Origin of the sequence: Alteromonas algae, from assembly GCF_049117195.1 — a bacterium.
Taxonomy (GTDB): Bacteria; Pseudomonadota; Gammaproteobacteria; order Enterobacterales; family Alteromonadaceae; genus Alteromonas.
Window position 1 is genome coordinate 2523828 of sequence record NZ_CP185260.1, and the last position, 18595, is coordinate 2542422.

18 protein-coding genes and 1 other annotated feature are annotated in these 18595 nt (G+C 46.2%); of the genes, 14 read left to right on the forward strand and 4 right to left on the reverse strand.

The genetic code is table 11. The features are described from left to right. Window position 1: 1 nt before the first annotated feature. The 3 genes from ACOJRU_RS11340 to ACOJRU_RS11350 form a co-directional block, all read right to left on the reverse strand. A complete protein-coding gene (locus ACOJRU_RS11340; RefSeq protein ID WP_421131858.1) occupies window positions 2-1921 on the reverse strand; it encodes an ATP-dependent DNA helicase in 1920 nt (639 codons plus the stop codon). Between the two features lie 114 nt (window positions 1922-2035). After that, complete coding sequence (locus tag ACOJRU_RS11345; RefSeq protein WP_421131859.1) at window positions 2036-3358, reverse strand: alpha-amylase family glycosyl hydrolase; 1323 nt, start codon at window positions 3356-3358, stop codon at window positions 2036-2038. 30 nt (window positions 3359-3388) lie between these two features. After that, window positions 3389-4297, reverse strand: coding sequence for a sulfite exporter TauE/SafE family protein (locus tag ACOJRU_RS11350; RefSeq protein ID WP_421131860.1), 909 nt, complete (start codon window positions 4295-4297; stop codon window positions 3389-3391). 123 nt (window positions 4298-4420) lie between these two features. Here ACOJRU_RS11350 and ACOJRU_RS11355 point away from each other — a divergent pair, with 123 nt between their 5' ends. From ACOJRU_RS11355 to ACOJRU_RS11370, 4 genes are all read left to right on the forward strand, one after another. Then, complete coding sequence (locus ACOJRU_RS11355; RefSeq protein WP_421131861.1) at window positions 4421-4909, forward strand: DUF2244 domain-containing protein; 489 nt, start codon at window positions 4421-4423, stop codon at window positions 4907-4909. An 82-nt stretch (window positions 4910-4991) separates the two neighbouring features. Beyond that, window positions 4992-5240 carry a DUF6482 family protein gene (locus ACOJRU_RS11360; RefSeq protein WP_421131862.1) on the forward strand — a complete coding sequence of 83 codons (249 nt, stop codon included), beginning with the start codon at window positions 4992-4994 and terminating at the stop codon, window positions 5238-5240. Between the two features lie 169 nt (window positions 5241-5409). Further along, window positions 5410-6312 (forward strand): TraB/GumN family protein, encoded by a 903-nt coding sequence (locus ACOJRU_RS11365; RefSeq protein ID WP_421131863.1) that lies wholly within the window; start codon window positions 5410-5412, stop codon window positions 6310-6312. A 177-nt stretch (window positions 6313-6489) separates the two neighbouring features. Further along, on the forward strand, window positions 6490-7062 hold the full coding sequence (locus ACOJRU_RS11370) for a YSC84-related protein (protein WP_421131864.1): 573 nt from the start codon (window positions 6490-6492) through the stop codon (window positions 7060-7062). Between the two features lie 103 nt (window positions 7063-7165). Here ACOJRU_RS11370 and ACOJRU_RS11375 read toward each other — a convergent pair whose 3' ends face one another. Continuing rightward, complete coding sequence (locus ACOJRU_RS11375; RefSeq protein WP_421131865.1) at window positions 7166-7417, reverse strand: hypothetical protein; 252 nt, start codon at window positions 7415-7417, stop codon at window positions 7166-7168. 220 nt (window positions 7418-7637) lie between these two features. Then, window positions 7638-7756 (forward strand) — a sequence feature (His leader region). A 48-nt stretch (window positions 7757-7804) separates the two neighbouring features. Between ACOJRU_RS11375 and hisG the strand changes: the two genes are divergently transcribed. The 10 genes from hisG (at window position 7805) to ACOJRU_RS11425 (ending at window position 18577) form a co-directional block, all read left to right on the forward strand. Next, window positions 7805-8707 carry an ATP phosphoribosyltransferase gene (gene hisG, locus ACOJRU_RS11380; RefSeq protein ID WP_421131866.1) on the forward strand — a complete coding sequence of 301 codons (903 nt, stop codon included), beginning with the start codon at window positions 7805-7807 and terminating at the stop codon, window positions 8705-8707. A 12-nt stretch (window positions 8708-8719) separates the two neighbouring features. After that, the gene (gene hisD / locus ACOJRU_RS11385) at window positions 8720-10024 is read left to right on the forward strand and encodes a histidinol dehydrogenase (protein WP_421131867.1); all 1305 of its coding nucleotides are present in this window, start codon (window positions 8720-8722) and stop codon (window positions 10022-10024) included. Beyond that, window positions 10024-11103 carry a histidinol-phosphate transaminase gene (gene hisC / locus ACOJRU_RS11390; protein WP_421131868.1) on the forward strand — a complete coding sequence of 360 codons (1080 nt, stop codon included), beginning with the start codon at window positions 10024-10026 and terminating at the stop codon, window positions 11101-11103. The genes hisD and hisC overlap by 1 nt, the downstream gene beginning before the upstream one ends. Next, entirely contained in the window at window positions 11100-12170 is a 1071-nt protein-coding gene (gene hisB, locus ACOJRU_RS11395) for a bifunctional histidinol-phosphatase/imidazoleglycerol-phosphate dehydratase HisB (RefSeq protein WP_421131869.1), read from the forward strand. The genes hisC and hisB overlap by 4 nt, the downstream gene beginning before the upstream one ends. Beyond that, entirely contained in the window at window positions 12170-12799 is a 630-nt protein-coding gene (gene hisH, locus ACOJRU_RS11400; RefSeq protein ID WP_421131870.1) for an imidazole glycerol phosphate synthase subunit HisH, read from the forward strand. The genes hisB and hisH overlap by 1 nt, the downstream gene beginning before the upstream one ends. Then, window positions 12799-13536: a 1-(5-phosphoribosyl)-5-[(5-phosphoribosylamino)methylideneamino]imidazole-4-carboxamide isomerase gene (gene hisA / locus ACOJRU_RS11405; protein ID WP_421131871.1), complete on the forward strand. Its 738-nt coding sequence runs from the start codon at window positions 12799-12801 to the stop codon at window positions 13534-13536. Before hisH ends, hisA begins: the two co-directional genes overlap by 1 nt. Then, window positions 13518-14330: an imidazole glycerol phosphate synthase subunit HisF gene (hisF, locus tag ACOJRU_RS11410; protein WP_421131872.1), complete on the forward strand. Its 813-nt coding sequence runs from the start codon at window positions 13518-13520 to the stop codon at window positions 14328-14330. Before hisA ends, hisF begins: the two co-directional genes overlap by 19 nt. Then, complete coding sequence (hisIE, locus tag ACOJRU_RS11415; RefSeq protein WP_421131873.1) at window positions 14327-14944, forward strand: bifunctional phosphoribosyl-AMP cyclohydrolase/phosphoribosyl-ATP diphosphatase HisIE; 618 nt, start codon at window positions 14327-14329, stop codon at window positions 14942-14944. Before hisF ends, hisIE begins: the two co-directional genes overlap by 4 nt. A gap of 159 nt (window positions 14945-15103) precedes the next feature. Beyond that, complete coding sequence (gene lepB / locus ACOJRU_RS11420; protein WP_421131874.1) at window positions 15104-15745, forward strand: signal peptidase I; 642 nt, start codon at window positions 15104-15106, stop codon at window positions 15743-15745. Window positions 15746-15982: 237 nt separating this feature from the next. Further along, window positions 15983-18577, forward strand: coding sequence for a TonB-dependent receptor (locus ACOJRU_RS11425; RefSeq protein WP_421131875.1), 2595 nt, complete (start codon window positions 15983-15985; stop codon window positions 18575-18577). The last annotated feature ends 18 nt before the right edge of the window (window positions 18578-18595 follow it).

Genomic DNA, 18595 nt, shown 5'->3' on the forward strand with positions numbered 1-18595 from the left:
TCTACTCATCATCCACTCGCGCAAGAAAGCGCTCAACTTCGTCTAAGCTGCGCGTTCTGCGCATATTCGGCAAGCTGCCTACAAACGTTTTTGCATACGGTTTGGTCACCAAGCGGTTATCGCAGATCACCAACACGCCTTTATCTTTAGGATCGCGAATAAGCCTGCCCGCCCCCTGCTTTAAGGTGATAACGGCTTGAGGTATTTGAATAATACCAAATGGATTAGCGCCGCGCTTTTTTACATCTTCCATACGCGCTTGCAACAGCGGGTCATCGGGCGATGCAAACGGTAGCTTATCAATCATCACGCAGACCAAATCACTGCCGCGTACATCCACGCCTTCCCAAAACGCACCGGTACCTAACAGCACCGCTTTTTCATCGGCAAGATAGGCATCTAATAAGGCTTGTTTCGTTGTGGTGCCCTGCACTAATAACGGATTATCTACCTCATCTTCTAGCTTTTTAGCAATCTCGCGCAACATGGCGTGACTGGTAAACAACAAGAAGCACCGGCCTCGGCTGGCGACAATTAGTCGCTTTGCGGTTTGCAGTAACGTTTCACGCATTTCAAAACTGTTTGGCTCTGGCAAGTATCGAGGCACACACAGCATCGCTTGTTCGGGGTAGTTAAACGGGCTGTCGAGGCCCAGTGTACGAGCATCTTCTAGCCCCATTCTTCGTTGAAAGTGCTCAAATCCGCCATTCACCATCAGCGTAGCCGACGTAAATACCCAACCACGAGGAACGGACTCGACGAATCGTCTAAACTTTGCCGCAATAGAAAGCGGCGTTAAATGCATAATAAGGTGCCGATTGGTGGTTTCATACCACAAACTTACGTTCTCTTGTTTTTCGTCGCTAAGTGCATCTAATTGCTCTCTGCACGCAACCACCCGCTCGTAAAGGTTATCAAGGTCTTTGTCTCGGCCAATATGCAATTTACACACTTCGTGCAGCACGCCGAGCGATTCAGCCAACTTCCCTACTTGTAAGCGCACGTCATCACGCGTTAACGCCTCTGCCCAATTTCCTCGCTGTGGCGTGTCTGGAAACAACAACCGTAAGTCAGATGCTATCATTCGGCATTTGTCGGCGGCTTTATCAAGTTGCGCCGCATCTTTAAGCACGGTTCTAAATAGCAACGTAATGTCTTTTGCCAAATCATGAATTTGCCGCGTTGACAGCGACTCACCAAAATAATCGCTGGCGATATCAGGAATTTGATGTGCTTCATCGAAAATAATCGCGTCGGCTTCCGGAATTAGCTCGCCAAACCCCGTGTCTTTGAGCGCCATATCGGCAAAGAATAAATGATGGTTAACCACGATAATGTCGGCATCAAGCGCTTTACGTCGCGCCTTAACCAAGTAGCAGTCTTCATAGTCAAGGCAATCTCGCCCTAGGCAGTTATCCACTGTCGAGGTTACTAGCGGTAGCACCTTGGCATCTTCAGGAAGTGTTTTTAACTCTCCCATGTCGCCTGTTTTTGTAGACGTTGACCATCGCTTCACTTCTGACAGTTGACCCAACACTTCTTTTTCCACCAGCGTAGAATTGCCGCCGTGCTGAGAAAGCCGATGAATACAGAGGTAGTTAGCACGCCCCTTCAGCAGTGCGGTTTTACGTGCACTTTTCAAGGCTTTCTTAACCAACGGTAAGTCGCGGTGAAATAACTGCTCTTGCAGGTTCTTGGTACCCGTAGAGACAATCGCTTTGCCTTTACTCATTAACACTGGCGCCAAATAAGCGAAGGTTTTTCCGGTCCCCGTGCCAGCCTCAACCACTAAACTGCTGGTGCCATCAATCGCTTCTTTTACCGCTTTGGCCATGTCAGTTTGTGCTTCTCGGGGCACAAAGCCTTTTATCGCATCGGCTAATAGCCCTGTAGAGGAAAATACGTCTTTGATGGTAGGCATAATTACTTTAGTTACTGAAAATACGGGAATCGTTAGGGGCGGCATTATGCCAAATTTATTGGGAAATGGGCACTAAACCAAAAATTTCACGACAATGGTACAGGATTTCACGCCTTATTGCGCACTAACGTAAACCTTATATCCCCATGCAGGCAAGGTAATCGTCGTGTTTTGCGATAACGGTTGTGCCACCGTTTTGTACCCATCTACCGTCCACTCAAGGTACGACCCCTTAATGATAGGGTCGAGGAAAGTGACAGCCTGAAGCTCATCAGAAAAATTAATCGCGATAAAAATTGTTGTGTTATTGTTTTGGCGTACAAAACTAAAAACCTGTTGCATATGGCTATTGGGCACTTGCAGCATACGCGCGCCAAAATCCCCATTCCCAAGGGCTGCATGGCTTTTTTTCAGCGCGATGAGCGCTTTATAAAGTGTACCAATAGGATGCGGCTTCCATTCGATAGGATCACGGTCGAAAAACGCCAAGCGCTTATTCTCTCCCGCTTCTTGGCCGTTATGAATAAGCGGCACCCCCTCGCCTAACACCGATAACACAATGGCTGACTCGAGTGCAAGACCAAACTGCTCATGCTGTGTGCCATCCCACGCATTTTTGTCGTGATTACTCACAAACGTCATTCGATACGCGTTTTGCGGCCACGCCCTTTCGTTCCATGAATAGTATTTTCTGAGACGATCTAGCGAACACTTGCCGTGTGCAAGGGCATGCATGGTTTCATTCCAGCTCCACGCATAGGTCATGTTAAATGCTTTTTGATGCAGGTCTCGCGCTTCCCACTCTGCCAACATAAATACCGGCTTAATACTGTCGAGAGCCTCCCGAGCCTGCTCCCAAAAATCATTGGGCACATACCCTGCCACGTCACACCGAAAGCCATCAATATCAAAGGTTTTCACCCAGTATTGCAACGCCTCAATCATGTAGCGACGCAAATCTGGTTGGGAATAGTCGAATTCGATAATATCGCTCCAATCCCACCAAGGCGACGGGCGGAAATGTCCGTTGTGGTCTTTGGCATACCACTGCGGATGTTCTACCGTGAGCGCATTGTCCCATGCACTGTGGTTAGGCACCCAATCGATAATGACTTTCAACCCTAATGCGTGGGCATCATCGATCAGTTTTTTGAAATCGTTCTCGTCGCCAAACTCAGGGTTTATGCCCAAGTAATCCTTCACAGCATAGGGGCTTCCGAGCCGCCCTTTCCTGTTTTTTACCCCAATAGGGTGAATGGGCATTAACCATAGTATATCTGCACCAAGGTCTACGATATGGTGTAACTTTTCCCTCACGCCCTCAAACGTGCCCGCCAAAGAGAATTGTCGCGTATTGACCTGATAAATAACCGCATGGCTAGACCAGGTTGGCTGTACTACCTTGAAATGGTTTGTGGGAGTTACATCACATGCCATACTTTTCATCCGTTGTTGTTTGGGTACTCGTTAGAATAAAGGTAAACCTGACACCCCTAATACTAGCACCCATACTCCGAAAAACAGCTTTAACGATTGTACAGAAAACGCCAACACAACGCGCTTAGCAATGATACCACCCACGACTGCTCCCGCACCCGCAAACAACACGATAGCCCACACAATAGCTTGGCTGACAGTGACATGATAAATGACCGCGCCCCATACAGACACTGCCGACAGTATTACTGCAAGTGAAATGGCCATGGTCACATTAAACCCTCTCATAATGAGGTAAACGGCAACCAATTCACCCACCCCCACCGATAAAAACGCAGTAATAAAGCCACCCACAAATGAGATAAACGGCAGCATAATCATATCTACCTGAATGAAACCTTCATTAAAAGCGGTACGCTTTAAAAGCGCGATAGACGCAAATATCGCTATGGCGAGAAACACTGAAAACACGCCAAAACCGAAATGCAATGCCGGCAGCCCAGATTTTAACGATGAGAGCGTTTCAAAGTAGCTTGGCCCATACTGCGCGAGGCCTATACCCACCAATGAGGAAGGAATGCACAGCAATAGCCCTGTAGGTAATGGCTTCCACTGCTTTTGATTGGTAACCTGTGTTTTTTTATAGCGCCACCAGGTTAATGCGCCAGCTGTCATACCACAGCATTGAATGGCAAAACTGGTTGCCACAATGTTTTCAGGTGCAAAACCGAGATAGTTAAAAAAGGGAACAAAAATAACACCTCCACCGGCCCCCGTTGCGTTAGCGAAAATAGCGCCCACTACGCCCACTATGATGAAACCGCCAAACTGCGTAATGAGAGAAACGCTGTCGCTTTGTAACAACACCGTAATACCCCAAAGCGCGGCGAGTGACACCAACACGGGTGATTGTTTTAATAAAGAAAAAAACGACGACAAACTGATTCCCTCTTGCGTGCAATGATGAATGCACTGATGACTACTACGATAGCTGAATAAAAATTAACCCAATATGCGCCATCTACACGTACACTTAATTACTATTTAACATTTCGCGCAACTATGCTGGAAGTCACACAAGATAATACTACCGCGATGATAAAATTAATGCCTAACCGTTCTGCGTCGTGGTACGAAACAAAATGGCTTATTGCGGTATTCGCCGTATTTATAAGCATAATCGCTATCGCTTGGGCTGTGGTAGGTGCCTGGGTTATTTTACCCTTTGCTGGGGTTGAAGTCCTGCTATTAGCGCTTTTGATGCATTACGTATCGTCACTGACCTATCAATGGGAAACCGTTGAGATAAATACGACGTCGGTCATCATTACGTCATCAACCCGCAGTACACGAACGCTGCGCAGAGAGACCACTTACGTAGATTATACTAATGACCCCGACAGTTGGTTGCTTCCTAAAACAATACTTTATGACGATGAGTACACGGTTGAAGTAGGTCACTTTCTTAACGAGAGCGATAGAGACTTATTAAAACAAACGCTTACCAACGCAGGGTTAATAGTTTGTCAGAGACAATGGTGGAAGTCGTGAGCGAAAGGGAAACATTAACAAACAATTAATGATCGAAGTGTGGTGTGACGACTATAAATAGAGAAACCACAGGAGCGATACAATGAACTTATATATCGAATCAATTGAGGGCGGTAGCTACCTAGCGTCAACAGGCATAGGTGCTTCGCGTACACTCGTTCGAGATTCACAGTCACAGCCCAAAACGTTTCATTGCCTCAATGAAATTAAAGCGCATTTTAGTGCGTCGTCGTTCGAGCATGTTTGGCTTCGTCAAAGTACGCCGTATGAAGAGATGGTTGGTCAGCATGACGCACCGGACGCACTTGAGATGGAAATAGATTGGCATTAAATGAAGCGCTTCGCTGTAAATAGCGCTTACCCTCCGTTTTCATCACGATAGCAGCATCGTAAATAACGCGTGTTTTAGGGGCGATTGGAATTACAAAAATCATTGCGTTTGCTGTTGTAAACCATAATCAACGCCCGTAAAGTATCGGCTTTTCCTACACGGATAAAGCATGCTTCATAACGCTGCCACTTTACCTCGAATCATTGTTTTTACCATCCTGTTTATTGTTGCGTCGGCAACTTCGGTTCCCTTTGCTCATGCGGCTTCTGTCTATAAAGTATCTGGTAACGGGAATACGCTGTATTTGGGCGGTACGCTTCACTTGTTAAGTGCCAACGACTATCCGCTACCTGTGGCATATCAAACGGCTTATGCCCTGTCTGACATAGTTACATTTGAAACCGACATGTTAGCCATAAACTCCCCCCACTTTGCTCAAAAGATGGTGTCACAGATGTCCTATCGGGATGGTGCGTCGTTGAGGCAAAGGGTATCTCCCGCTACATTTTCACGCCTAACCAAGCATTTAGTATCCAGAAACATGAACATTCAGGATATAGAACATTTTAAGCCTGCCCTTATGAGTATTACCTTAAGCATGCTTGAGTTGCGTGCACTTGGCCTTACCAGCGAAGGCGTTGATGCACACTTTTTTACCAAGGCGACGCGCGATAAAAAAATAATTTCGTGGCTTGAAACGCCCGATGAGCAACTTGATGCTCTTGCTCAAATGGGGGGAAGCAACGAGGACGAATTTATTAATTACAGCCTTGATGAAATAGGGAGTTTGCCAACAGTGTTACAGGCGTTAAAGTCGCAGTGGCGAGCGGGCGACCTTGAGGCAATGCGCCGTGACACCATAGCGGCATTTAAAAACGACTACCCACAGATATACGAGTCGGTACTGGCCGCGCGCAATCAAAACTGGCTTCCAGCGCTGAGCGAATACATGGATACACCTGATGTAGAATTTGTATTGGTAGGGACTTTACATCTTGCAGGCAAAGATGGGCTGCTTTCATTACTTGAAAAAGAAGGGTTTGTCGTCGATAAACTAGTTATACGCGAATAAAAGCGAACGTAAGCAATACTAACGTTAACAATGCCTTTGCGTGATGCGCACGATACTTGCAAATGCTTGTATTAAATCTTGCATTACACGTAATGCATTACCAAGTATTAACTATTATTCAAAAGAGTGACCCTACAGAAACAATAATAGCTAATGCATAACCTTATGGAGAACTCTATGCATTTCAAAATGTTAAGCAAAAGCCTAATCCTCTTAGTGACGGCAATATCTATCGTTGGGTGTGCCTCAATGGGCAGTGGAACCGTTACCGAAAAGCGACAGGCTATTGTTGATATGCAACAAGACGCATTAGCGCGGCTGTACACAGAAAAGCCGGATACACGCGCTCAGATTAATGATGCTGCGGGATATGCGGTATTCACTAACGCTAATATTAACGTCATATTTTTCGCAGCAGGAACGGGCTACGGCGTAGTAAATAACAATATTACGGGCGCCAAAACCTACATGAATATGGCAGAAGGTGGCGTTGGACTAGGGCTTGGCGCAAAAGACTACCGTATCGTAATGGTGTTTCATTCGACCGATTCGATGAACTATTTCATCGAAAACGGCTGGACCGTAGGTGGTAACGCCGATGCGGCTGCAAAGGCCGGAAACAAAGGCGCCTCAGCCGAAGGCGAAGGCTATCTAGGTAATGTTACGGTTTACACAATGACAGAGAGCGGCCTAGCACTGCAAGCAACGGTAAAAGGTACAAAATTCTGGGTGGATAAGCACCTTAATTGATACGTTGCCCCGTAGTAAGGTAGTTACCTTCAGACGTTCAACGCGTATTGAAAGTCTGAAGGTTCTTGTGCTTTTGCTGGGTAAAGAGAAAACAACCAATCATTCACACATCTATATCAATATGCTTTAGCCCGTCCTCGTCCTGATCGTCATTGTCTTTACTCTGCTTCTCTTGGTGATGTTTTGACAGTTGTTCAACAATGTCTATTTGACGAATATTCTCGTGCTGTTCTTTTTCGTCCTGGTTGAGGCTCTCCGTCTTTTTCGTTCTGGCCACCTTTTTTACGTTTCCCTCTTCAACCACGGGCACCTTTGTGTTGCGTGGCAATATAGGAAAGATTAAGTCATTGCTCATTGTTGTGTTTGCTCCGGTTTAACACATGCTGATGCAGTGTAACGACATAAAAAAGATCAGAATTGCGTCATATCAAAAAGTTTTACCATATATATAATAATTTAGACGTAAAGTAGAAAAAGAGTTCACTTTTACCTTGCAAATTTACAGGCAAAACGCTAATGTTTCGCTCGTTCGAAAATAAGACTATTTAGAGTAAAATGAAAAACTGCGCGGCAAAACATCACCATCACCACAAAGCATAACCTTTCAGGTTTGGTGCTGGAAGGTCTATGATTCCTTCCAGTGGCGCAGATAGAAAAATTCTCGACCCTCGGAAGGAAACTTCCGGGGGTTTTTCGTTTTAGCGCATTCAAAAGCTAAACACAATGAGTAAGGAACGTTTCAATGAGTAACAGTAAAAGACTTCGAATTGCCATACAGAAATCAGGCCGTTTGAGCGATGATAGCATCGCCCTTTTAAAGGCGATTGGCATTAAGTTGAACATTCGTGATCGACTACTGATTGCGCATTCAACCAACGAACCTATCGACTTACTGCGCGTGCGTGACGATGATATTCCAGGCCTTGTAATGGACGGCGTTGTTGACCTTGGCTTCATCGGTGAAAATGAATTAGAAGAAAAGTCACTAGAACGAAAAGCCGCCGGCAAACCGTTCGAGTATAAAACACTTCGCCGTTTAGACTACGGTGGTTGCCGCCTTTCAATTGCAGTTCCAAATGAAATGGCGTATGACGGTATTCAGTCGCTAAATGGTAAAGAAGTAGCAACGACTTACCCCTACTTACTTGAGCGCTATTTCAATGAAAATGGCGTTAATGCAAAAGCAGTAATGCTTACAGGCTCGGTTGAAGTAGCACCTCGTGCGGGCGTTGCCGACGCTATCTGCGATTTGGTGTCTACTGGCGCTACGCTAGAAGCGAATGGCTTAGTAGAAAAAGACGAAATATTCCGCTCAAAGGCCGTGCTAATACAGCGTGCAAATGGCACCATGAGCGACGACAAGCAAGCGCTTATAAACCGCTTAATGCCGCGAGTAGATGGGGTATTGTTGGCGAAAGAAAGCAAGTACATCATGCTTCACGCACCAAAAGCATACCTTGAACAGGTGAAAAGTTTACTTCCTGGCGCAGAAATTCCAACCGTACTGCCTCTTGCCGGAAATGATGAGTTAGTTGCCATGCATGTGGTATCGACAGAAACGTTATTCTGGGAAACCATGGAAAAGCTTAAAGCGCTTGGTTGTACTTCTATTCTTGTAATGCCAATCGAAAAAATGATGGGCTAAAGGCACACTATTATGATTACTTGGTCGTCTCTTTCTAGTGATGAGAAAAAACAGGCGCTAGCACGCCCCGCTATGGCCAATAGCAAGCAGTTGAAGCAAATCGTGGGCGATATTATTGCTGGTGTAGAGGCAGGTGGCGATGCCGCCGTGTTAAACTATACGCGCCAATTTGACTGCCCCGACTTGCAGTCGCTCGTTTTGTCGCAAGATAGTATTGACGCATTAGCGGCAAAGGTTTCCCCTACTGTCGCCAGCGCCATAGACATTGCTTTTGACAACATTAAAACGTTTCACGATGCACAAACCCCTAGCGACATTGCCTTAACAACAACGCCAGGGGTTAACTGCGAATTACGTTTTACAGCGCTTGATGCCGTGGGTTTGTATATTCCTGGCGGCAGTGCGCCTTTGCCCTCTACGGTATTGATGCTTGGCGTGCCAGCACTTGTTGCAGGTTGCGAGAACAAACTTCTTTGCACTCCGCCCAACAAAGAGAAATTGATAGCACCAGAAATCGCCTATGCCGCGCGAAAGTGTGGTATTGATGCCATTTATCTTTGTGGCGGCGCACAAGCTATTGCAGCAATGGCGCTTGGCACTGAAAGCATTCCTCGCGTTGATAAGATATTTGGCCCCGGCAATAGTTTCGTTACAGAAGCTAAGCAGCAGGTAAGTCAACGTGCTGATGGTGCGGCAATCGATATGCCAGCAGGTCCATCAGAAGTACTGGTATTGGCCGATGAGTATGCAGACCCCGAGTTCGTTGCCGCTGACTTACTATCACAAGCTGAACATGGTCCTGACTCACAAGCTATTTTAGTTAGCAACAGCGAACGCTTAATTGATGAAGCGAAAGCGGCGGTTGAGCGCCAATTGGCATCGTTGTCGCGCGCTGACATCGCACGCCCTGCGATGGAAAATGCACGCTACATTTTGGCTGATTCAATTGAACAAGCCATTGAAGCAAGCAATGCTTACGCTGCCGAACACTTGATAGTACAAATCGAAGACGCGCGCAGTTACTTACCAAAAATTAAACATGCGGGTTCTATTTTCTTAGGGCCTTGGTCTCCGGAATCGGCAGGCGACTATGCGTCGGGGACTAACCACGTATTGCCTACTTACGGATACGCAAAAAATTATTCTAGCTTAGGCTTGTTAGACTTTATGCGTCGCTACACCATTCAAGAGTTATCTGCCGATGGTATGCGTAATTTAGGCCCTGCGATTATGGCATTAGCTAGCGCCGAAGGACTAGATGCGCACGAACAAGCTGTAGCACTTCGAATGAATAAGCTTTCTCAAGGAGATGCATAATGTCGTCGCTAATTGATAGCTTACTAAATGCTAATTTAGTGCCTTTAAAGCCTTATGAGTCAGCTCGACGCTTGTTTTCTGGTGGCCAAGACTGGCTTAACGCTAACGAGTCACCATACGCAAACGAATACAACGTAGATAGCAGCAATTTTAACCGTTACCCATCATGCCAGCCTAGCGGTGTGGTGCAGGGTTACGCTGATTATGCAGGTTGTGACGCGTCTGAACTTATCGTCACGCGCGGCGCAGATGAAGGTATTGAACTGCTCATTCGTACGTTTTGTACGCCTGGCAAAGACAACATTCTTATCTGCCCACCGACTTACGGCATGTATGCAATCAGCGCAGAGACTTGCGATGTGGGCATTAAAAAAGTGCCGCTAAATGCAGATTTTAGCCTAAACGTTAATGCGGTATGCGCCGAAGACGACGTAAATATTATCTTCATTTGTGCGCCAAATAACCCAACCGGTACAGCGGTAGCCCGTGAGGATATCAAGACCGTGTTAACGCACTTTGCTGACAACGCCCTCGTGGTAGTGGATGAAGCCTACATCGAGTTCGATGCCGACAGTACTTGGGCAAACGAAATAAGCCATTACCCGAATTTAGTCGTGCTTCGCACACTATCTAAGGCGTTTGCATTGGCAGGCCTTCGTTGTGGCTTTACCCTTGCTCAGGCGCCTGTAATTCAAGCGCTGCTTAAAGTGATTGCACCATACCCTATTCCAGAGCCTGTGGCCCAGATAGCCGCAAAAGCGCTCTCTCCAGAAGCGCTCACGCTACTTGAACTTCAAGTAGCTACGATTAACAGGGAAAAAGACACGTTGGCAGAGGCCCTTCAGGGTATTGAAGGTATTGAGTTAGTCGGTGACAGAAAGGCGAACTTTATTTTATTTCGCTATGAAAAAGCGTCTGCATTGATGCAGTTTTTAGTAAGCCAAGGCATGCTGATCCGAGACCAATCAAAGCAACTGAATTTACAAAACTGTTTACGGGTAAGCATTGGTACAGAAGCGCAGAATCAGCGCTTAATGCAGTTAATTAACGAATTTAAAAATAATGAGGACGCGGCATGAGTCAGCAAGCCATTTTATTTATAGACCGCGACGGAACACTGGTAGAAGAGCCACCGGTTGATAAGCAATTAGACCGCTTAGAAAAACTAGTTTTTGAACCTAACGTTATCCCCGTTCTGCTGAAGTTAAAAGCGGCCGGTTATAAGTTTGTTATGGTCACCAATCAGGACGGACTAGGCACCGATAGCTTCCCTCAGGAAGACTTCGATAAACCACATAACGCCATGATGGCCATTTTCGAAAGCCAAGGTGTTACGTTTGATGATGTGCTTATTTGTCCGCACTTCGATGAAGATGACTGCACATGCCGTAAACCGAAATTAGGCTTGGTAAAAAATTATCTTCAACAAGGCAAAGTCGACTTCACGCGTTCGTTTGTTATTGGCGATCGAATTACTGATGTTCAGCTTGCTGAAAACATGGGCATTCGTAGCTTCCAATACAATCGTGAAAGCCTGAACTGGGATGATATTCAAAAGGCATTGCTGGCGTCTTCGCGTATTGCTGAGGTCGTTCGTACTACCTCTGAAACCGATATAAAGGTTCGTGTAGACTTAGACTCTCAAGCAAAATCTGCGATCCATACTGGTCTTGGCTTTTTTGACCACATGCTTGATCAAATTGCGACACACGGCGGTTTCGAGTTAAACGTATCGGTCGATGGCGACCTACATATTGATGATCATCACAGTGTAGAAGATACCGCACTTGCGCTAGGTGAAGCGCTGAAAAAAGCGTTAGGCGATAAGCGCGGCATTGGCCGCTTCGGTTTCGCACTTCCTATGGACGAGTGTCGTGCTGAATGCATAATGGATATTTCCAATCGCCCTCACCTAAAGTTCGAGGCCGAATTCAGCCGCGACCAAGTAGGTGAAATGGCGACGGAAATGGTACCGCATTTCTTCTATTCTTTGGCGCAAAGCATGGGGTTATCACTTCACCTTTCCACCAGCGAAGGCAACGCCCACCACCAAGTAGAAAGCTTGTTTAAAGTATTTGGCCGCGCCCTTCGTCAGGCTATTACGCGTCAAGGTGATGCACTACCAAGCAGTAAAGGAGCACTGTAATGTCAGTGGTAAACACTCGCCAGCGACAAAAAATAGTCATTGTAAACACGGGCTGTGCGAATATTTCATCAGTCAGGTTTGCGCTTGAGCGCCTAGGCGTTGAAGTGAATGTGTCTGATGATGTAAGTGTTATAAAAAGTGCAGATAAAGTGTTTCTACCCGGCGTAGGCACCGCCGCAGCGGCAATGCAAAGCATTAAGCAAAAAGCGCTTGTTGATACGCTTCAGTCACTTTCACAGCCAGTTTTAGGCGTATGTTTAGGCATGCAGCTTATGGTAGACACCAGTGCTGAAGGTGGCTTTAAAGGGACAGATAACATCCCATGTTTATCGCTAATGCCAGGCCATGTTGCACGTATGGAAGCAAACGGTGTTCGTCTTCCCCATATGGGTTGGAACACGGTTGTCCATAAAAACGAAAGCTTGTTTAGCGGTATTCCACAAGAAACGTACTTCTATTTTGTACACAGCTTTGCAGTACCTGAATATGCCCATACCCTGGCAAGTTGCACCTATGGCAATACGTTTTCTGCTGCTATTAATAAAGATAACTTTTATGGGGTGCAATTTCACCCTGAGCGCTCTGGCGAAGCCGGAGCACAACTACTGACTAACTTTGTGAACCTATAATGATTATTCCAGCGATTGATCTTATTGACGGACACGTAGTGCGCCTTTATCAGGGCGACTATGAACAAAAAACCCAGTACGAACTAAACCCCGTAGAGGTGGTTCACGACTATGCTGACCAAGGTGCAACATGGCTTCACATTGTTGACCTTACCGGTGCAAAAGATACCAGCAAACGTCAGCTTGAACTGATTAAAGCAATGGTCGATACCAAGCGCATGAAGTTTCAGGCAGGCGGCGGTATTCGAAGTGAAGAAGAAGTAGCACAGCTTATTGAAACGGGCGTTAGCCGCGTAGTTATTGGCTCACTGGCGGTTAAGCAACCCGAATTAGTAAAGTCATGGGTAGAAAAATATGGCCCAGAACGCATTGTGCTAGCGCTTGATATTAACATTAGCGACAGTGGCGAAAAGCTTATTGCTACGCATGGTTGGCAGGAAAATTCAGGCGTAGCCCTTGAAGGCTTATTAGACGATTTTGCGAGCGTTGGTGCTAAACACGTACTTTGTACCGACATTAGCCGCGACGGCACGCTTCAGGGTGCAAACAACGAGCTATATGAAGAGATGGCAACACGCTTCCCCAATATCGTTTGGCAAGCTTCTGGCGGCATTGGTAGCATTGCAGATATTGAAGCACTAAAACCCACCAATGTGGGTGGCGTTATTTTAGGTCGTGCTTTGCTTGAAGGTAAGTTTACAGTAAAGGAGGCAATTGCATGCTGGCAAAACGCATAATTCCTTGCTTAGACGTTCGAGACGGTAAAGTAGTAAAAGGCGTTCAGTTTAGAAACCATGAAATTATTGGTGACATTGTTCCCCTCGCTGAACAATACGCTAAAGCGGGTGCCGACGAACTGGTGTTTTATGATATTACCGCAAGCTCAGATGCTCGCGTAGTGGATAAAAGCTGGGTAAGTCGCATTGCTCAAGTCATCGATATCCCCTTTTGCGTGGCTGGCGGAATTAAAAGCATCGAAGATGCAGGGCGCATTCTGGAAATGGGCGCGGATAAAATATCGATTAACTCCCCTGCCCTGAATAACCCAGACCTGATTAATCAGCTTCACGATGTTTACGGCCAACAGTGTGTAGTGATTGGTATTGACAGTTTCTACAACGACGCCACAAATCAATACGAAGTGTATAAGTTCACTGGCGATGAAAACAGAACGCAAAAAAGTAAATGGCAAACGCTTGATTGGATAAAAGAAGTTCAGTCACGTGGGGCCGGTGAAATTGTACTGAATTGCATGAACCAAGACGGTGTGCGCAAAGGGTATGACGTAAAACAGCTGAAAGCGGTGCGTGATGTTTGCGAAGTGCCCCTTATTGCATCTGGCGGTGCGGGTGAAATTAGCCACTTTACCAACGTATTTCAGCAAGCGGATGTTGATGGTGCATTAGCAGCATCGGTGTTCCATAAAGGCATCATCAATATCGATGATCTTAAAGCAGAATTAACAAGCAATGGCGTGGCCATGCGTAAGCGTCACGGCTTAACGGCGCAAGCAGAAGGAGTGAAACCGTGATTATTACGAATGAGAACAGCGCCCAGTTAGCCTGGGAAAAGATGGACAATCTGATACCAGCAGTAGTGCAAGACGCCTTGTCAGGCAAGGTACTCATGCAAGGTTACATGGACCAAGACGCACTAACAAAAACACTAGAAACGGGCAGCGTTACCTTTTTTAGCCGTTCAAAGCAGCGCCTTTGGACGAAGGGTGAAACATCGGGTAATACGCTCGATTTAGTCAGTGTAGCCTGTGACTGCGATCAAGACTCGCTGTTGGTGCTTGCCAACCCGAACGGCCCAACGTGTCACACTGGGGTTGAAAGCTGCTGGTTTGAAGGTAGCACACCGTCATTTACGTTCCTTGCAGACTTAGAACGTGTACTCGCAAGTCGTAAAAATGCCGACCCCAAAAGCAGCTATACTGCAAGCCTTTACCATAAGGGCATTAAACGTATTGCACAAAAAGTGGGTGAAGAAGGAGTGGAAACAGCACTTGCTGCGACCGTAAACGACAAAGAAGAGCTTAAGAACGAAGCGGCTGATTTGTTGTATCACCTAACCGTATTGCTTCAAGCAAGTGACATGTCACTTAACGATGCACTCTCTGTGCTGCGAGAGCGCCACAAATAAAAAAGATTTACGTAGATAAAAGCCCGCCTAGTGCGGGCTTTTTCGTATTATTCATCTTATGTTACATTTTGCATTGGAACGTTCATAAGGCGGCTAGACTCTTAACGGTAATCAGCACATTTTACAACACTACCCCTAAGTGACATTAAGGCCGATACCATGAAAAATTCCGTTCGTACATTGCTAAAAAACAACCTCCCCTTTTTACTTTTCATTGTTTTACTTTTTTCATTTCGAAGTAGCGTAGCGGATTGGTACCATGTTCCCTCGGGCTCAATGGAGCCCACTATTCAAATAGGTGATCGCATTGTGGTAGATAAGTCGGCCTACTCTATCTTCGTCCCCTTCACGAATGTTGAACTAAAAAAGACAGCAGAAATAGCACGAGGTGATATCGTTATTATCAACAGCAGTGCTGCCGACAAGCGCTTAGTAAAGCGCGTTGTGGGTATTGAGGGTGATGTCGTGAGTTTGCACAACAATGCGCTTACTATCAATGGTGAAACCGCTACACTGGCGCATTCTAACCAATTTATCGCCGCTGAACGGGTGCTCGGTGAAGAGCGAAACATCAAACTGCTTCCTGTAGACACCCCAGCTCGTCATTTCGACGCCGTCACTGTACCTTCTGAGCACATATTGGTAATGGGTGACAATAGAAACAATAGCGTTGACTCGCGCTATTATGGCTTTATCCCTACTTCAGAAGTACGAGGAAAAGCGACATCGGTTGCTTTTTCATTGGATACCGACAATTTCTATTTGCCTCGCACCTCTCGTCTTCTTGTTTCGCTCGATTAGTGTATTTTACCCTCTTTTACGCGCCCATTTTTAACATGATGGGCGCATATACATACAACCGTAAAATATCGTCAACACTGTTTTACATAATTTGTAACTAATTGATGGTTCGTTATTTTTTCTTTCCTATTGCAACGTTAGTCTAAGTGATGCTATTACAGCTACTGGCGACATGAGGTTGCTTGTACATGTTGCCATTACTACACAACACGTAAAATGGAAAATAAGGAAATTATAATGAAACATGGTGTTAAGCGTAGCGCGATAGCTGTCGGTATCGCGCTCACAGGATTATCAGTAGTCTCCCCAGTATACGCACAACAAGCAGAGGACGGCGCTAAAAGCGTTGAGCGTATTGCAGTAACGGGCTCGCGGATCAAGCGAACGGATATGGAAGGCCCCTCACCGATTCAATCAATCGACGCGACAATGATTGAAGGAATGGGATACGAAAATCTACAACAACTGCTCGAAAGAATGCCCGCCACTGGCGCTGGAACATTTTCAACCCGTAACAATAGCCAAGATTCAACAGCAAACGGCGCCGCCGCGGTCTCGCTAAGAGGAATGGGCCCTGATGCCACGTTAGTACTTATCAATGGTCGACGTGTCGCTATCAGCGCATTTGCCGAGAGCATCACCAACTCATTTGTTGATATAAACGCCATTCCAGTCTCTGCCATTGAAAGAATCGATATACTTAAAGATGGCGCGTCGGCTATTTATGGCTCAGATGCTGTCGCTGGCGTGGTCAATATCGTATTGAAAAAAGACTACGACGGCCTTGAAGTGAACGTGGGCTATGGGGGAACAACGGGGCCAAGTTACGACGAAACCACTGCCAACATTTTATGGGGCTCACAAAGCGATAAAAGTAGCGCCACTGTCATTATTGATTACTTCAACAATAGTCAGTTAGGTGCAGATGAGATGGGACGTTTTGGAACAGCCAATCAGTCACCTTATGGCGGTATGGATTTTCGCTCATCTCGAGGCTACCCCGGTTATTTTTATGTAGATGGCGTAAAAACTATCGACCCAGACTGCCCGCCTGAAAATGCAACGGCGTCTGGCAGCTGTTTATTCGATTACGGCCCGTTTGGTTTAACCATACCCGCATCAGAACGGGTGGGTTTCATTGGACAGTTCGATTATAAAATATCTTCAGATACGACGGCCTTCATGGAAGTAGCCATGCAACACAATACCTCTGAGGCGGGCGGTGCGGCAACACCACTAGACGAAGATGCAGGCCTTACCGTACCTGGCACACACCCCAACAACCCTTTTGGACAAGATATTGAGATTGGACGCTATCGCCCGGTAGACGCGGGCCCCCGCCGCTGGGACATTCAAACCGACACCTTGCGCTTAGTTGCGGGCCTTCGTGGTCAATTTAACGATTATGACTGGGAAGCATCAGTACAGAAAGGACGCAGTAAGTCAGAGCAAAGTGGCGACCAATCGCAAGGCTGGGTTCGTGTTGACTGGCTACAAGAGCAAATTGATTTAGGTAACTATAACCCTTTTGGCGGTGTAACCAACCCGCAAAGTGTTATTGATGAAATTACAACCAGCCTTGTTCGTCGTGGTGAATCACGAATGACAAGTGTAGACGCGCATATTTCTGGCGAAGCCTTTGCCTTCGGTGACGACGTAGTTATGATGGCAGCCGGTGTCGAGTACCGAGAAGAGCAAGTCTCTGATGTGCCAGACATTCAGTTTCAACGCGGCTTGATATTTGGTACCGAGTCGGTTTCTGCGCAAGCAGAGCGCGACCAGTATGCCTCTTATTTAGAGCTATCTATACCGTTAGCTGACGAACTTGAACTTCAGGTTGCTGGTCGTTACGATCATTTTAGCGATTTTGGCAGTACCACTAATCCGAAAGTTGCCCTTCGCTGGGCGCCAAGCGATGAAGTTACTCTGCGTGCTTCATGGGCACAAGGCTTCAGAGCCCCCTCGTTGGCACAAGTGGGATTAGGCCCATCTCAAAAAAGTGTGTTCTTTGTTGACCGGTATCGCTGCGACGCTACAGGGTTAGACTGCGAATCGTTAGACTATAATATCGAATTTGGCGGTAACCCGAATCTAGATGCTGAAGAGTCTGAGTCTTGGAATGTGGGCGTTATCTATGCTCCTACTCAAGAAATTGGGATCAGTGTCGATGTTTGGAGCATCACGCAAGATAACAAAATAGACGAACAGCAATTTGGCCTCGTGTATGACGCAGAATGTAATAACCAGAACAGCACCGTTTGTGTTCGATTAGCACCGCAAGATGGTCAGTCACTTGGCGTAATCCAAAAAATCTTTAATACCTATCAGAATGTATCATCACAAGAAGCGTCAGGTGTCGACTTTAGCGCTAACTACGCAATGGACATGACAGAGTTCGGTAACCTTAATTTCAACCTTGATTGGTCTTACATGAGCAACTTTGAGAGAAATGGGTTAGATTTTACTGGTGAGTATGGCTACCCAGAGCACCGTTGGTTGTTTGGCACAACGTGGAACAAAGGGTCGTTTGACGCAAACCTCAATATTAGCTTTGTTGGAGAGTTTGAAGATACACCAGATATTAACTTCGACGGTATTTTAGACTTTGAAGAAAACACATCACGCACGGTAGATTCGCAAATATTGGTCGACTTACAGGTTGGCTACAACATGAGCGAAAACTTTCGTGTTGTATTAGGTGCAAATAACCTGCTTGATGAGGAACCACCGTTTGCAATAGGTAATGGTGATAGCGACTTATACGGTTACGTCGGTGGCGTTCACAACCCTAGAGGCCGCTTCTTATATTCTAAGCTAAGCTACCGCTTTTAAAAGCATGTAAACAGCATA

Bases quoted from the DNA above. Each gene is read 5' to 3' on its own strand.
- ACOJRU_RS11340 (WP_421131858.1), bottom strand. From the start codon at position 1,921: ATGCCTACCATCAAAGACGTATTTTCCTCTACAGGGCTATTAGCCGAT.
- ACOJRU_RS11345 (WP_421131859.1), bottom strand. From the start codon at position 3,358: ATGGCATGTGATGTAACTCCCACAAACCATTTCAAGGTAGTACAGCCA.
- ACOJRU_RS11355 (WP_421131861.1), top strand. From the start codon at position 4,421: ATGCTGGAAGTCACACAAGATAATACTACCGCGATGATAAAATTAATG.
- ACOJRU_RS11360 (WP_421131862.1), top strand. From the start codon at position 4,992: ATGAACTTATATATCGAATCAATTGAGGGCGGTAGCTACCTAGCGTCA.
- ACOJRU_RS11365 (WP_421131863.1), top strand. From the start codon at position 5,410: ATGCTTCATAACGCTGCCACTTTACCTCGAATCATTGTTTTTACCATC.
- ACOJRU_RS11370 (WP_421131864.1), top strand. From the start codon at position 6,490: ATGCATTTCAAAATGTTAAGCAAAAGCCTAATCCTCTTAGTGACGGCA.
- ACOJRU_RS11375 (WP_421131865.1), bottom strand. From the start codon at position 7,417: ATGAGCAATGACTTAATCTTTCCTATATTGCCACGCAACACAAAGGTG.
- hisG (WP_421131866.1), top strand. From the start codon at position 7,805: ATGAGTAACAGTAAAAGACTTCGAATTGCCATACAGAAATCAGGCCGT.
- hisD (WP_421131867.1), top strand. From the start codon at position 8,720: ATGATTACTTGGTCGTCTCTTTCTAGTGATGAGAAAAAACAGGCGCTA.
- hisC (WP_421131868.1), top strand. From the start codon at position 10,024: ATGTCGTCGCTAATTGATAGCTTACTAAATGCTAATTTAGTGCCTTTA.
- hisB (WP_421131869.1), top strand. From the start codon at position 11,100: ATGAGTCAGCAAGCCATTTTATTTATAGACCGCGACGGAACACTGGTA.
- hisH (WP_421131870.1), top strand. From the start codon at position 12,170: ATGTCAGTGGTAAACACTCGCCAGCGACAAAAAATAGTCATTGTAAAC.
- hisA (WP_421131871.1), top strand. From the start codon at position 12,799: ATGATTATTCCAGCGATTGATCTTATTGACGGACACGTAGTGCGCCTT.
- hisF (WP_421131872.1), top strand. From the start codon at position 13,518: ATGCTGGCAAAACGCATAATTCCTTGCTTAGACGTTCGAGACGGTAAA.
- lepB (WP_421131874.1), top strand. From the start codon at position 15,104: ATGAAAAATTCCGTTCGTACATTGCTAAAAAACAACCTCCCCTTTTTA.
- ACOJRU_RS11425 (WP_421131875.1), top strand. From the start codon at position 15,983: ATGAAACATGGTGTTAAGCGTAGCGCGATAGCTGTCGGTATCGCGCTC.